This is a genomic window from Planobispora longispora (assembly GCF_016863135.1).
GTDB lineage: Bacteria > Actinomycetota > Actinomycetes > Streptosporangiales > Streptosporangiaceae > Planobispora > Planobispora longispora.
On sequence record NZ_BOOH01000019.1, the window covers coordinates 452,029 to 465,801 of the forward strand.

Annotated in this window: 11 protein-coding genes; 3 read left to right on the plus strand and 8 right to left on the minus strand. The window is 71.1% G+C overall.

Features of this window, described 5'->3' with window-relative positions:
* Positions 1 to 2 precede the first annotated feature (2 nt).
* Entirely contained in the window at positions 3 to 878 is an 876-nt protein-coding gene (locus tag Plo01_RS13265; RefSeq protein WP_203890839.1) for a sulfotransferase family protein, read from the plus strand.
* A gap of 159 nt (positions 879 to 1,037) precedes the next feature.
* Positions 1,038 to 3,890: a fibrinogen-like YCDxxxxGGGW domain-containing protein gene (locus tag Plo01_RS13270; RefSeq protein ID WP_203890840.1), complete on the plus strand. Its 2,853-nt coding sequence runs from the start codon at positions 1,038 to 1,040 to the stop codon at positions 3,888 to 3,890.
* A gap of 1,087 nt (positions 3,891 to 4,977) precedes the next feature.
* Here Plo01_RS13270 and Plo01_RS13275 read toward each other — a convergent pair.
* The 5 genes from Plo01_RS13275 to Plo01_RS13295 all read right to left on the minus strand — a co-directional run bounded on the left by Plo01_RS13275 (position 4,978) and on the right by Plo01_RS13295 (position 9,699).
* Positions 4,978 to 5,397, minus strand: a complete 420-nt coding sequence (locus tag Plo01_RS13275) for an SgcJ/EcaC family oxidoreductase (protein WP_203890841.1) — start codon at positions 5,395 to 5,397, stop codon at positions 4,978 to 4,980.
* Positions 5,398 to 5,978: 581 nt separating this feature from the next.
* Positions 5,979 to 6,530: a glycosyltransferase gene (locus tag Plo01_RS13280; RefSeq protein ID WP_203890842.1), complete on the minus strand. Its 552-nt coding sequence runs from the start codon at positions 6,528 to 6,530 to the stop codon at positions 5,979 to 5,981.
* A gap of 13 nt (positions 6,531 to 6,543) precedes the next feature.
* A complete protein-coding gene (pssD, locus tag Plo01_RS13285; RefSeq protein WP_203890843.1) occupies positions 6,544 to 6,993 on the minus strand; it encodes a PssD/Cps14F family polysaccharide biosynthesis glycosyltransferase in 450 nt (149 codons plus the stop codon).
* Complete coding sequence (locus Plo01_RS13290; protein WP_203890844.1) at positions 6,990 to 8,255, minus strand: hypothetical protein; 1,266 nt, start codon at positions 8,253 to 8,255, stop codon at positions 6,990 to 6,992. The genes pssD and Plo01_RS13290 overlap by 4 nt, the downstream gene beginning before the upstream one ends.
* Positions 8,256 to 8,307: 52 nt before the next feature.
* Positions 8,308 to 9,699, minus strand: coding sequence for a sugar transferase (locus tag Plo01_RS13295; protein ID WP_373871686.1), 1,392 nt, complete (start codon positions 9,697 to 9,699; stop codon positions 8,308 to 8,310).
* A 336-nt stretch (positions 9,700 to 10,035) separates the two neighbouring features.
* On the opposite strand from Plo01_RS13295, the gene Plo01_RS13300 reads away from it, so the two are divergent.
* Complete coding sequence (locus Plo01_RS13300) at positions 10,036 to 11,628, plus strand: CBM96 family carbohydrate-binding protein (protein WP_203890846.1); 1,593 nt, start codon at positions 10,036 to 10,038, stop codon at positions 11,626 to 11,628.
* A 49-nt stretch (positions 11,629 to 11,677) separates the two neighbouring features.
* Here the strand turns inward: Plo01_RS13300 and Plo01_RS13305 are convergent, their stop codons facing one another.
* The 3 genes from Plo01_RS13305 to Plo01_RS13315 form a co-directional block, all read right to left on the minus strand.
* Positions 11,678 to 12,040 carry a hypothetical protein gene (locus tag Plo01_RS13305; protein WP_203890847.1) on the minus strand — a complete coding sequence of 121 codons (363 nt, stop codon included), beginning with the start codon at positions 12,038 to 12,040 and terminating at the stop codon, positions 11,678 to 11,680.
* Positions 12,041 to 12,131: 91 nt separating this feature from the next.
* Entirely contained in the window at positions 12,132 to 12,755 is a 624-nt protein-coding gene (locus Plo01_RS13310; RefSeq protein ID WP_203890848.1) for a GntR family transcriptional regulator, read from the minus strand.
* Complete coding sequence (locus tag Plo01_RS13315; RefSeq protein WP_203890951.1) at positions 12,752 to 13,624, minus strand: DMT family transporter; 873 nt, start codon at positions 13,622 to 13,624, stop codon at positions 12,752 to 12,754. The genes Plo01_RS13310 and Plo01_RS13315 overlap by 4 nt, the downstream gene beginning before the upstream one ends.
* Between the last annotated feature and the right edge of the window lie 149 nt (positions 13,625 to 13,773).

Here is a 13,773-nt window from a genome sequence, read left to right on the forward strand (position 1 = left end):
GGATGAAAGACCGTTCGCCCCGGTGGATGAAGGACGCGGTGAACGCCGCGACGCGCGCGTACGCCGTGAGCACCGCGGACCAGCGGCACCTGCCCGACTTCCTGATCGTCGGCTCCAAGCGCGGGGGCACCACGTCCCTGTGGAACTACCTGGTCCAGCACCCGCTGGTCATGCCGATGTTCCCGGAGTCCCGGGAGATCAAGAGCCCGTGGTACTTCTACGTGAACTACGCCAAGGGCGACGCGTGGTACCGGTCCCACTTCGCCACCGAGCGGCGGCTGGACCAGATGGAGCGCAAGTACGGCACCCGCCCGCTGACCGGCGAGGCCTGCCCCTACTACATGTACTACCCACCGGTCGCCGAGCGGGTCCGGGAGCGCATGCCCGACGCGAAGATCATCATCTCGCTGCGCGACCCGGTCCGGCGCGCCTACTCCCACTACTGGGAGCGGGTGGACGCGGGGACCGAGAAGCTGAGCTTCGAGGAGGCGCTGGCCGCCGAGCCGGAGCGGCTGCGCGGCGAGGCCGAGCGCATGGCGGCCGACCCGTACTACTACAGCGAGGCGCACGACTTCCACTCCTACCGGGATCGCGGCATTTACCTGCCGCAGGTTCAGCGCTGGCTGGAGCTGTTTCCGCGCGAGAACATCCTGATTATCGCGGCCGAAGATCTCTACCGTAATGAGAAGGAGACATTCGCCGAGGTCATCCGATTCCTCGGCCTCCCCGAGTGGGAGCTCCCGATCGCCCGGCGGCACAACTACCTGCCCGCACCCCCGATGAACCCGGAGACGGCGGCGGAGCTCGCGGACTTCTACCGGCCGCACAACGAGGCGCTTTTCCGGTTTCTTGACCGGAAGTTCCCGTGGACTCCTTGATCGCCTTGTCAGGAGTTTAATAAACCTTGTTTCCGGTTTGACCGTTCCATCCTAAACCGGATATTTTGGTGTCCAGATCTGGCTCTGAGGGGCCTCACGCCCGTCACCAGCTTCTGTCCGGGCGACCACTGCAACACCCGCGTCCCCCGGGAGGAGCGCATGTCATCTCCACGCCGCGCCACGACGGCCCTGGCGCTCGCCGCCCTGCTCGGCAGCGCCGCCGTCGTCACCGCGCCATCGGCATCCGCGCGCATCACGACGTCAGCAGCCCCTGACGGAACCACCTCGGCCAAGGCCGCGCCGTCCTGCTGGGCGATCAAGCAGGCCCACCCGAGCAGCGCCGACGGCGTCTACTGGCTGCAGACGCCCAAGCTCGTCGCCCCGCAGCAGTTCTACTGCGACATGACGACCGACGGCGGCGGCTGGGTGCTCATCGGCCGGGGCCGCGAGGGCTGGACGTTCCACCACCCCGGCCAGCGCACCGCCGGCAACGTCCGCAACACCCCCACCGGAACCGCCGCGTTCGCGCCCGCCGCCCTCCCCGGCGACACCGTCAACGCGCTGCTGAACGGCGGCCGGGTGGACGCCCTCGCCGACGGCGTGCGACTGCGCCGCGCCGCCAACGCGACCGGCACCTCCTGGCAGGAGATGCGCTGGAAGTTCAAGGACCGCGACGACTGGTCCTGGACCTTCGACGCCGGCCCCACCTTCTCCCACCCCCTCTCCTCCGTGATCGTGGACGGCACCGCCTACGCCGGCGGCAACACCCGCGACTGGAACAACAACAGCGGGTCGCGCCGCGTCTTCACCTACGAGTGGCAGAGCCACGGCTGGCAGAAGGGCTTCAGCTACGGAGCCGGCCAGAGCGGCGGCTCCACCGGCTCCACCAGCTACCTGTGGCAGAACGGCACCGAGGGCAGCCCGATCCCGTTCACCCAGGTCTTCATCCGCCCGAAGATCACCAGCGTCTCGTACGGCGACATCCCCGACGCCGGCACCCCCGCCTCCACGGTGACCCCGCTGGTCTCCAACCAGACCACCCCCCTGCCCTGGGGCGTGACCGGCGTGATGGGCACCGGCACCGGCGAGGAGTTCCTCGAGGTCCAGGCCCTCAGCGTGCTGAACGGCACCCTCTACGTGGGCGGCAGGTTCCGGTACGTCCAGCAGGGCGCCTCCGGCACGAAGACCGAGCAGCCGTACCTGGCCGCCTTCGACGCCAAGAGCGGCGAGTGGCGCTCCACGTTCCTGCCCAAGCTCGACGGCCAGGTGTGGGACATCGAGCCGCTGGGCAACAAGATCATCATCGCGGGCGAGTTCACGAACGTCGACGGTGAGCCGAACACCGCCGGCATGGCCGCCCTCGACCCCGCGACCGGCAAGGTCGTCCCCGGCTGGCGGACCACGTTCACCCGCGCGAGCGGCCTCCCCGTCAAGGTCAAGGCCCTCGACACGCAGGACGGCTGGCTGTACGTCGGCGGCGCCTTCAACCACGTCAGCGGCGGCAACCCGCTCTCCGCCAAGGTCTGGTCCGTCATGGGAGCCCGCGTGCGGGTGACCGACGGACGTCCCGACGAGACCTGGACCCCCCGCTTCGACCTGCCCGTGGTCGACGTCGACGCCAGCGAGAAGGGCGACCGCGTCTACTTCGGCGGCTTCTTCGAGAACGTCAACGACAAGCCCGCCAACAGCTTCGCCGTGCTCACCACCGCCGCCCCGGCCGCGCTGGTCCCCGGCCTGGGCGAGTGGAAGCCGAGCACCCCCACCGCCAACCGCGACTACCGCCAGTCGGTCGCCGAGTACGGCAACGGCGTCTGGATGGGCGGCTCCCAGCACGACTTCCAGCTCTACACCCGCGACGACCTGACCAAGGTCGCCGGCCACATCACCAAGAAGGGCGGCGACATCCAGGCGTCCGTCATCAAGGACGGCATCATCTACGGCTCCTGCCACTGCCCGGAGTTCGTCTACAACGGCGCCTCCAGCTGGGAGAGCCCGACCGGCTGGTCGAACGTGCACCAGATCGTCTGGATCGGCGCCTGGGACGCCAAGACCGGCAAGTACCTGCCGAACTTCGCCCCGTCGATCGACTCGCGCCGCGGTGACGGCCCCTGGGCCATGACCACCGACGACAACGGCTGCCTGTGGTTCGGCGGCGACATGAACCGCGGCTCCTGGAACAGCGCCACCTCCTCCTACCAGTGGCTGGGCGGCTTCGGCCGGCTGTGCTCCACGGACTCCAAGGCCCCGTCCGCCCCGTCCGGCCTGCGCCTGGCCGGGACCGCCGGCGGCAACCAGCTCGCCTGGTCCGCCGCGTCCGACAACTCCGGCTCGGTCAAGTACGAGGTGCTGCGCGACGACCGGGTGATCGCCACCACGACCACCGCGTCCTACACAGACACGACCGCCTCGGGCGCCGCCAAGTACTGGGTCCGGGCCGTGGACGACGCCGGCAACCGCTCGGCGAGCACCGCCGCGCTCCCCGTGGACGGCCCCGTCAACACCGCGAACCTGCTGGCCAAGGGCGCGACCTGGAAGTGGCGCTACGACGGGACGAACCCGGGCGCGACCTGGACCGCCCCGGCCTTCGACGACTCCGCCTGGTCCGCCGGCCCCGGCGAGCTCGGCTACGGCGACGGCGACGAGGCGACCCTGCTGCCCGCGGGCACCACGCCCCGGCACGTGACCGCCTACTTCCGCACCACGCTGAAGGTCACCGACCCGGCCGCCTACAAGAACCTGCTGATCGACCTCGTCCGCGACGACGGCGCCGTGGTCTACATCAACGGGACCGAGGTCGGCCGGGCCAACCTCCCCGAGGGCGCGATCACCCCGGACACGACCGCCCTGGTCGGCTACTCCACCAACGCCGAGGAGCGGACCCCCGTCCGCTTCACCGTCCCCGCCGACGTCCTGGTCGCCGGGACCAACACGATCGCGGTGGAGATGCACCAGTACGACAAGTGGAGCGCCGACCTCAGCTTCGCGCTGACCGTCGACGCGACCGTGAAGTAACCGACTCCCCCACGAAGACGCCCGGCCGGGTCCCCGGCCGGGCGTCTTCGCGTATGGCGGTTGTGCCGGTACGGCGGGTTGGTGCCGGTACGGCGGGTTGGCCGGTGCCGGTACGGCACGCACCCGGGCCGAAAGCCCGGCGCCGGTACGGCGAGAGGTGGCGCGGTGGTGTCCGGCGCCGCTGTACGGCGTGTCACCCGGGCTTCGGGGAGGCGGGTCCGGGGTGGTCGGGGCGGGTCCGGGGTGGGGTCTGCTGTTGTGGGTCATGGTCGCGCTGTGCGGGCGGATGTTCCAGCCGGCCGTCGGGGTTCTGTCTGGTTGTTCAGGCCTCCGGCCTGGCGGGCGCGCGGGGTTGCCGGCCCGTTTCTACGCCGGCTGGAACATCCGCCCGCGCCGCACTCCTCATGCTTCGCCGTAGCGGGTGCGGGCCGTATGGATGCGGCCCTGTCCCGGACGACCGTGGTCCTCGCCGTCGCTGAAGCGCACACGCGGCGCCGTTCAGGGCTGGTCGCCGTTGCCTGCGGCCATCCTGACGGGAAGGAGCTCAGGGCTGCTCGCCGTAGCGACCCGCGTAATGATCGAAACCTGTGGATCACCGGACGGGGTGTACTTTTCCGGATCACCCGATGAAGGTTTCGAGATAAGGCCGACGTTGCCACGTCGGTCAGGAAGGCACGCCCGTGCCGCTTACCGTAGTTCCTGATCTCCCTGCCGACGACAGTCATCCGACAATCGACTCGGCCGCGCTGATCGATCAGATCGTCCGTGAGGGCGCCCGTCGCATGCCGGCCGCTGCCCTGCCGGTCGAGGTGGGCGCCTACCTCGCCGCTTTTGCCGATGGGCGTGACGCAGGCGGTCGCCGCCTGGTGGTGCGCAACGGCTCCCACGCCCTGTGCGAGATCCTGACCGCGGCCGGCGTGATCGAGGTCCACGCGCCTCGGGTCAACGACGAACGCGCCGATCCAGTCACCGGCGAGCGTCAGCGATCCTCCGATTGCGCCCGATCCTGGGACGGGCAAGGTGCCGAGCTGGGAGCCCCGTCCCGGGCGCGTCTCCACGGGCGGGGCACCGTCCCGGCGTCTGATGGTCAGCTGTCGAGCACCTCGGTGTTCTGGCAGGCGACCAAGCGCCAGCGGCCGTCCTCCTTGGACATGACGTACAGCGGGCTCCCCACGCTCTCGACCGACTGATCGCTGAGCGTCGTGTACCGCTGACGCACCTTGACGGCGGCGACATCGGAACGGATGAACAGCACGTGTTCGACCTCATAGGTGGCCGTCGAGTCCTTCATCGCACCAGGAAGCACTCTGTGGGTGAACGCCGAGATCTCATCTCGGCCGAAGAGGCGCTTGCCGTGGCCCGTGGTCCAGATCGCATCGGACCGGAACAGGCCGACGAACTCGTCGGGGAGCTCATTCTGCTGGGAGTGCTCAACTGAAGCGACCACCTGCTTGATGGCCTCGATCTCAGCTTCGCGCGTCTGCTCATCGATCAGTGTCGTATTCATGAGGCCAGCCTGATACCTCAAGCTTCCTTGAGGTCAAGCCCGATGAGAGATGCGGCTGGACCATCAGTGTCCTGGAACGTCCGTGTGCGCTTCTCCATTCGGCGCAACTACGGCGAGCAGCCCTGAGCTCCTTCCCGCGGGCATGGCCGCAGGCAACGGCGACCAGCCCTGAACGGTCCTGAACGTACGCGTCAGCGACGGCGAGGACCACGGTCGTCCGGGGCGGGACCGCATCCATACGGCCCGCACCCCCTACGGCGGGCAACCAGGAGCGCGGCGCGGGCGGATGTTCCAGCCGGCGTAAAAACCGGCCAGGACCCCACGCGCCCGCCAGGCCGGAGGCCTGAACAACCAGACAGAACCCCGACGGCCGGCTGGAACATCCGCCCGCACAGCGCGACCATGACCCACAACAGCAGACCCCACCCCGGACCCGCCCCGACCACCCCGGACCCGCCTCCCCGAAACCCGGGTGACACGCCGTACAGCGGCGCCGGACACCACCGCACCACCTCCCGCCGTACCGGCGCCGGGCCTTCAGCCCGGGTGCGTGCCGTACCGGCACCGGTGCCGGGTGGTTCTCAGCCGCGCCTGAGGCGGTCCATCCCGCGGGGGCGGGAGACCAGGTCGCCGACGAGTTTGCCGAACAGGAGGGTCGTCGCCACCGGGCTGGTGCCGCTGTCCGGGACCACGCGGTACCGGGAGGGGTCGGCGAGCGCGGTGTCGAGGTGGGCGGTGAGTTCCTCGGCCGAGCCGGCCAGGGCGATACGGCCGCTGGCCGCCATGACCTGGGTGAAGCGGATCTGGTGGTCGTCGACGTGCTCGCCCAGGCGGGAGGTGCGGGGCACCACGATGGGCAGCCGGCCGGCCGACCTGCTCTCCGTGATCCCGCCGGGGCCGCCCTGGCAGACGACGGCGGCGGCCTGCTCCATCAGGCTCCGCAGCTCGCCGTGGGGCAGCATGGTGTGGCACTCCGCGCCCCGCACGGCGTGGGAGGTGCCGTTCTGCACCACGCAGCGGACCGTGTCGCCCCTGCTCGCCAGCCAGCGCTCGATCCAGTCGCTGAGCCGGTTGAAGGGGTGGTGGTCGGTGCCGACCGTGACCAGCACCAGGGGACGGTCGTCCGTTCTCATCCGCTCGCTCATCTCACAGCACCTGTCCGACCACGACGCCCCGGGGGTAGACCTTCTGCTGCTCGGGCCACTGGAGCAGGAACAGGTCGGACAGCGGGTAGCAGAGCCGGCCGGTCAACGTGCCCGAGTCGATGCGGTCGTAGACCTCCAGGTACACCGTGCGGCACCGGAAGAGCTTGGCGAGCAGGAAGAACGGGAACGCCACGCCCGCGCCGGTGCTGACGACGACGTCCGGCCGGAAGCGGGGCAGCAGCCGGATCGCGAGGCCGAGGTTGCGGATCAGGTTGGGGATGTTGCGGGTCGTCGGGTGGTAGGCCCAGCTGACGTTCTCGCCGTCGAGCAGAGAGAGCGCGTCGGGCTGCTTGAAAGTCACCCAGTGCCGCTCGTGCCCGCCCCACCAGCCGCGGAGCCGGTGCAGCTGGGTCAGGTGCCCTCCGCCCGAGCACACGAAGAGCACTTTCATCCCATTGTCTCCATCTCACGCAGAATCGGGAGCATCGCCTCGGGGAACACCCGGGAGTGCCAGCCCCCGCCCCCCTGTTCGAGGCGGCACGTCCGCACGAACATCTCCAGCAGGTAGAGGGCCGCGAGCAGCCCCCGGTCACCGGCCGGCACACCGGCCTCGCCCAGCTCGGCCCGGGCCGCGGCGCGGACGGCCTCGACGCCGTCGTCCAGCGGGAGGTCCCGCATGGCGACGGCGACCTGGAAGCGCCAGTGGAGCAGGTCGAACCCGACGGGCACCTCGGCGGTGCTGTGCTCCCAGTCCCAGATCCACAGGTCCTGGCCGTCCCAGCCGAGGTTCCACGGGGTCCAGTCGCCGTGCCAGCGCCCGAAGCGCACCCGGGTCCGGCCGTGGACGGCCTCGATCCGGCGCATCGCGGCGACGATCGCGGCGGGCGTCTCACCCGCCATCCCCCCGGCCTCGGCCGCGAGCCTGCGCCAGTAGCCGGACTCGGCCAGCGGCATGGTGCTGATCCCGGTGCTCTCGGCGATGCTCAGCGGGATGCGGGGGTCGAGCGGCCGGTCGGGGTCGGGGTGCCGCCGGACGCCGGGCGGCAGCGGGGCGGTGACCACGACCTCCCGGCCCCGCCACGATCCGTGGTGCACGAGTTCGGGCAGGCGTGCCGGCACGGCGTGCCGCACCGCCGCCGTGGCCCGGGCCTCCCGGGTGACGAGTCGCCGGGTCGCCTCGTTCCAGCCGATCTTGGCGAAGCCGGCGGGCTGCCCGTCCGGGCGGAAGAGCTGCAGGATCGGCTTGAGGTTGGGGTCGGGCTCGCGCACGCTGATGCCCGCGGCCAGCGGCCCGCCCAGGATCCCGGAGAGGTGGGCGGTCAGCAGGTGGTCGGCGAGCGAGGCGTCGGGCAGGTCCCCGGGGGCCGAGATCACCAGGGTGCGCCGCATGAGGAGCGGCGCGAGGCCGCTGCGGAAGCCGAGGCCGAGCAGGGTCCGGGCCGCCCGGGTCCGGAGCGGGCGCAGGCCGTTGTACCGGCCGACCGAGGCCGCCGCGGACGCGCGGGTGGTCAGGGGGACGAGGAACCGGGCGCGGGCCGGATCGGGAACGATCGCGTAGCGTTCGACGACCCTGTGGCCGGCGGGAGCGCGGTCGAGGGTCGCGCGGATCGTGGGCGTGCCGTCCGCCGGCTGCCACAGCTGGGTGACCAGCGTGTGCAGGGCCTCGGACGACTCGACGGCCGGGTGTGGACCGTCGTCGAGCGTCGTGCGCAAAAGGAATCCATTCGGGTGATGTGCGATGGTGTGCGGTGACCGCCCGGTCGGCTCAGTAGGCGCCTGTCCCCCGGATCACCGCCGACCAGGTCTTCCAGAGGATCTGCAGGTCCAGGGCGAGGGACCAGTTCTCGACGTAGCGCAGGTCGAGCCGGACCGACTCCTCCCAGGACAGGTCGGAGCGGCCGCTGACCTGCCAGAGCCCGGTCATCCCCGGCTTGACGACCAGGCGGCGGTGCACGTCGGTGCCGTACTGCGCGACCTCGGCCGGGAGCGGGGGACGCGGCCCCACCAGGGACATCTCTCCGGTGAGGACGTTCATGAGCTGGGGCAGCTCGTCCAGGGAGTAGCGGCGCAGCCAGGAGCCGACCGGCGTGACACGCGGGTCCTTCCTGAGCTTGAACAGGACGCCGTTGCCGTCGTCGGTGCCCAGGTCCGCCTGGATGTGCTCGGCGCCGACCACCATGGTCCTGAACTTCAGGACGCGGAACTGCCGGCCGTTCTTGCCGACCCGGGTCTGGGTGAAGATCGCCGGCCCGCTGCTCGTCGTGCGGATGGCCAGGTAGATCCCGATCAGCAGGGGGGACAGGACGAGCAGGACCGCGAGGGCGGCGACCTTGTCGAAGGCGCTCTTGACCAACTGCCGGGGGCCGGTCAGGTCCGGGTGCTCCACGTGCAGCAGGGGGAGGCCGGCCACCGGGCGCACGCTCGTGCGGGGCCCCGCCACCTCCATCAGCGCGGAGGCGACGTAGAGGTCCGTGTCGCTCTCGGCGAGCTGCCAGCTCATCCTGCGCAGCGCCGCGCCGTCGAGCTCGGGGCAGGCGAGCACCGCGACGGCGTCTCCGGAGACCCGGGCCACCACCTCGGCGACGCCGGTGAAGTCGCCCAGCACCGGGACGCCTCCCACGTCCGCGGGGAGCCCCTCGGGAGACGGCGGCAGGCAGGCGGCCACGACCCTCATCCCGTGGTACCGCTCGCGGCGCAGCTGGGAGATCAGCTCCGCCACCGTCTCCGAGTGGCCGACGACGACCACCCGGCGCAGCCCTTCGCCCTGCGCCCGGCGCCGGTGCAGCCGCTTGCGCCAGCCGTACCGGAAGCAGAAGGTGACGAAGGCCAGCAGCGGGAAGCCGGCCATCACGTAGCTGCGGGCGATCGGCGTCTGGGTGGCGTAGGCGATGATGGCGACCAGGGAGGCCAGCGCGGCCGCGGCCTGGAGCACCGCGCGGTACTCGTCGGGCCCGTCGCCGACGCGGTGCGCCTGGTAGCCGCCCGCGATCGAGACGGCGACCGGCCACAGCACGGTCAGCATCACTCCGAGCGCCAGCTCGGGCAGGTAGAAGCCGCCGAGCGCCGTCCGCGTGGCGATGAGCCCGGCGAACACCAGCAGACCGCAGGCGGTGTCGCCCAGGACGCTCCCGCGGACGTAGCCCTTTTCCCAGTTCATGTCGCCGACCAGGGGGAACGTTCCAGTCACCGGCAGGGAACGGTCGTCGGCCGTGGCAACCATCGCCGTCCTCATGACTCCCTGCTCATTTCGTAGCGCACAGCCGTCCCACCCGCCGTAGAGATCACGCCAGGCGCGATTGCCCGGTCCGACTCACATGACCTAATAGATCACAATGATTACGTAAATAAATGTTAACCTCTATACTGGACATGACATGACAATAACCCCATAGTTCGCATAAAGGATCTACTATTACTTTGCGAACGATGGGGGCGGGCATGGTCGGCGCTTCCCGGCCGGCCGGCTTTCCCGCCGCCTCCCGATGAGAGTGAGATGCGCGTAGTTTCCCGCCCCGTCCTCGCCGCCTTCGCCATCGTCATCGCCCTGGCCACGGCAGTCGTCCTCGTTCTCGTACGGACATCGCCCGAGCCCGGCGGCACGGCCGCGCCGGTGACGACGGGAACCCTGGTGACCAGGACCGTCGAGGACACCTACGTCACCGCGCTCGACGAGGCCGCCTCCCGGGGCGGGGAATCGCGGCTCCGGGCGGGCGCGCCCGGTCAAGAACGTCAAGCCCTGGTCAAGTTCGCCATCACCGGTGTGCCGTCCGGCGCCTGCCCGGTCACGGCCCGCCTGCGGCTGTGGTCGCACACGGCCACCGGCGCGGACACCGCGACCACCGTCCACACCGTGGACGCCGCGCGGTGGCGGGAGAACACGGTCTGGCGGGACAGGCCGTCCCTGGGAGAGGCGCTCTCGGCCGCCGATTCCCTGCCCGCCGGGGGCTGGGCCGTCTTCGACGTGTCCCGGGCGGTGACCGGCAACGGCACGTTCTCCTTCGCCGTCGCCCACGCGGCGTCCGAACCCGTGGACTTCGCGGCGAGGGAGGACCGCGACACGGGCCACCCCGCCGAGCTGGAGGTGCGTTACGCGACCGCGGGGCCGGACGACCGGCTGGCCCCCGCCTGCGGCGGCGCGTGGTGGGGCCTGTACCGCTCGGGCAACGCCGACGTCGGCGCCTACGAGGGCGACGAGCTGGGCGACCGTACGGTGCCCCGCCGCTTCGACGCCTTCCGGCGTTACTACAGCCTCTCGCAGATCACCGGGACGGCCCCGGAGCAGACCCTCATCTGGCCCACCGCCAGGGACGTCGAACTGGCCCGCGACCGGATCCTGTTCCTCCAGATCGACGGGCGCTGCTTCGGCTCGTGCCCGTCGAGCTTCAACGGGCACGCGCTGCCGGAACCCGCCACCTTCGACGACTCCGAGACCCCGCCGGACTTCACCGGCGAGTGGATCCGGCCCGACGACGTCGCCGAGGGGCGTTTCGACCCGCTGCTGAACGCCGCGGCGGACCGGCTGAAGGCCTTCCCCGGGGAGATCGTCCTGGACCTCTCCAGCGAGATCGACACGCAGGTCGACTGGATGACCGACCGCGAGCTGCGCACCTCGTGGACGGCCGGCTACAAGCGCATGTGGCAGCACGTGCACGACCTCTTCGCCGCCAGGGGCGTCACCAACGTGCGGTGGAACTACGTGGTCGGCGGGTTCTCCGGCGACGACTCCATCTACACCGCCTCCTACCCGGGTGACGCGTACGTGGACTGGATCTCCTGGGACCCCTATGACAACGGGTGCTCGTACGGCTCCGCCCACGCGGTCCTCAACCGGTTCTACGCCCGCCTGGAGGCCGGGCTCCTGGGGCCGGGCGCCCGGAACAAGGCCTACGGCATCATGGAGCTCGGTTTCGGCAAGGCGTGCCAGGAGACCTACTTCCGGAACCTGGCGGGCGACCTCAAACGTCTGCCCAAGATTCGCGCGATTCTCTATTTCGACCGTCCTTCAGCGGAGTACGCGCTGACCCCGGAGGGCTGGCGCGGATACGCGAACGCCGCCCGGGATCCTTACCTGAACCGGCATCCCTAGCCGGGTCCCGGCCGCCGGCGGCGGGAGAGCCGGGTCCTCGGCCCGGCTCTCAGTCGTATTCCAGATCCGGCAGGGCCGAGGGCGGCTCCGGACTGCGCCACACGACCACGTAGGAGTCGCGGACGACGTCCACCGCCGCCATCAGCCGATCGAGGTCGAAGTCCGGGAGATAACGGAGCCGGGTGAGGAACGCCCCATCGGTCGCCGACTTGGGCACGACGCACCCCTGGCCGTCGCGGTCGAGCAGGACGTACAGAATCTCTGTGTCCTTCTCACCCGCGACGTCCCCCACCACCCGGACCTCGACGACGTCCTCCCAAGCGAGGGCGTCGACACTGCCGTCCGCGTAGTGGCGGGTCACGCCTTCCTCAGTGACGTACACGTAGGTATCCGGCATGGAATTGCCGTGCATGGCCGCGATTGTGACGACTTAAGGGCTTCCCGTGCAATAGAGCCACGCAAGGAGGTCGGCGAACGTGCATCCCGGCCACCGGTCCGGACGTTCAGCGGTCGCCCCAGCCGTGGTCGAGATGGGCGGCCACCGCGCGGCGGGCGGCCTCGGCCGGGCCCCGGGCGATCGCGTCGAGCAGATCGCGGTGCTCGGCCACCAGGACGTCCCGGTCGGGGTAGACGGTGCGCAGCCGGACCAGGCCGAGCTGGGTCTCGGCGGCCAGGCTGGCGTAGAGGCGCTCCAGCCGGGGGCTGCCAACCGCGACGATCAGCGCCTGGTGCAGCGCCATGTGCTCGGCGACGGCCTCGGACCAGGGAGCGTCGGCGGGCAGCGCGCCCATCCGCGCCAGCGCCCCGTCGGCCCCGGCGACCCGCCGCCCGGCCAGGGCGGTCGCCATCAGGTCCTCCAGCGGGCGGCGGACGAACATCAGGTCGTCCAGGTCCGCCACGGTGACCTCGGCCACCTGGGCGCTGCGGTGCCGCTCCCTGCGGAGCAGCCCCTCGTGGACCAGGACCGCCAGGGCCTCGCGGACGGTCGGGCGGGCCACGCCGTAGGCCGCGGAGAGCTCCTGCTCCGGCAGCGGCGTGCCGGGCTCGATCTCGCCGGAGAGGATCCGGCTGCGGAGCGCGTCGGCGAGGGCGGCGACCGCGGAGACGGGATGGAGCGGGATGGTCACGAGGGGAGCTTATTGAGGGGAGCGGTCGCCGTGTTGACGGCGGCGCGTTCGGGCAGGGCGACCGCGGCCAGGCTCCCGCCGATCAGCAGCAGCCCGGCGGCCGACAGGGGGGTCAGGTCCTCCCCGAGGATGACGACGCCGAGCAGGGTGGCGACGGCGGGCTCGGCGAGGGCGAGGGTGGCGGCGGTCGCCACCGGGGTGGCGCGCAGGCCCCTGCCGTACAGGAAGTAGGCCAGCGCGGTGGTGGCGCAGCCGAGGTAGAGGGCGGCGAGCAGGCCGCGCGGGTCGGCGAGCCAGCCGGCGCCGGTGTGGATCAGAACCGGGAGCATCAGCAGCGCGGCTCCGCCGAACATGGCGCCCATGACCGCGTCGGAGGAGGCTCCCGCACCGATCACCCTGGCCGCGGCCACCGCGTAGCCGGCGTAGATCAGCCCGCCGAGGAGCGCCAGCAGGATCCCGTCCGCGCGGGCCTCGCCGCCCCCTCCGGTCAGTACGGCGCAGCCGGCGACCGCGGCGGCGGTCGCCCCGGCCCAGCGGCGGGTGGGCGCCACCCGGTCGGCCAGCCAGGACAGGAGCCCGGTGAAGATCGGGCCGCTGCCGATGGCGACCACGGTGCCGATGGCCACACCGGTCCGGCTGACCGCGGCGAAGTAGCAGAGCTGGTAGGCGGCCACGCCCGCGGCGGCCGCCACGAGCAGCCCCCGCCGGGGCAGCGCCCGGATGGCCGCGCCCGCCGCGACGGCCAGCACCAGACCGCCGATCACCAGCCGGGCCGCGGCGATCGAGATCGGGTCGACGCCGGTGACGAGCAGTCCGGCGGTTCCCGCGGTGCCCCAGAGCACGGCGGCTCCGACGATGGCGAGCTTCATGGAAGACACGGAAGGATTGTCTGACAACCAGACAGCGACTGTCCACCCATTATCGGGGCAAGTGTCTTTTTCTTCCGTTTTTACTGAGTGCCACCTTTTCCCTGATCCGCACGCGGATAGCCTGCGGACATCGACGGGAAACCACGCGG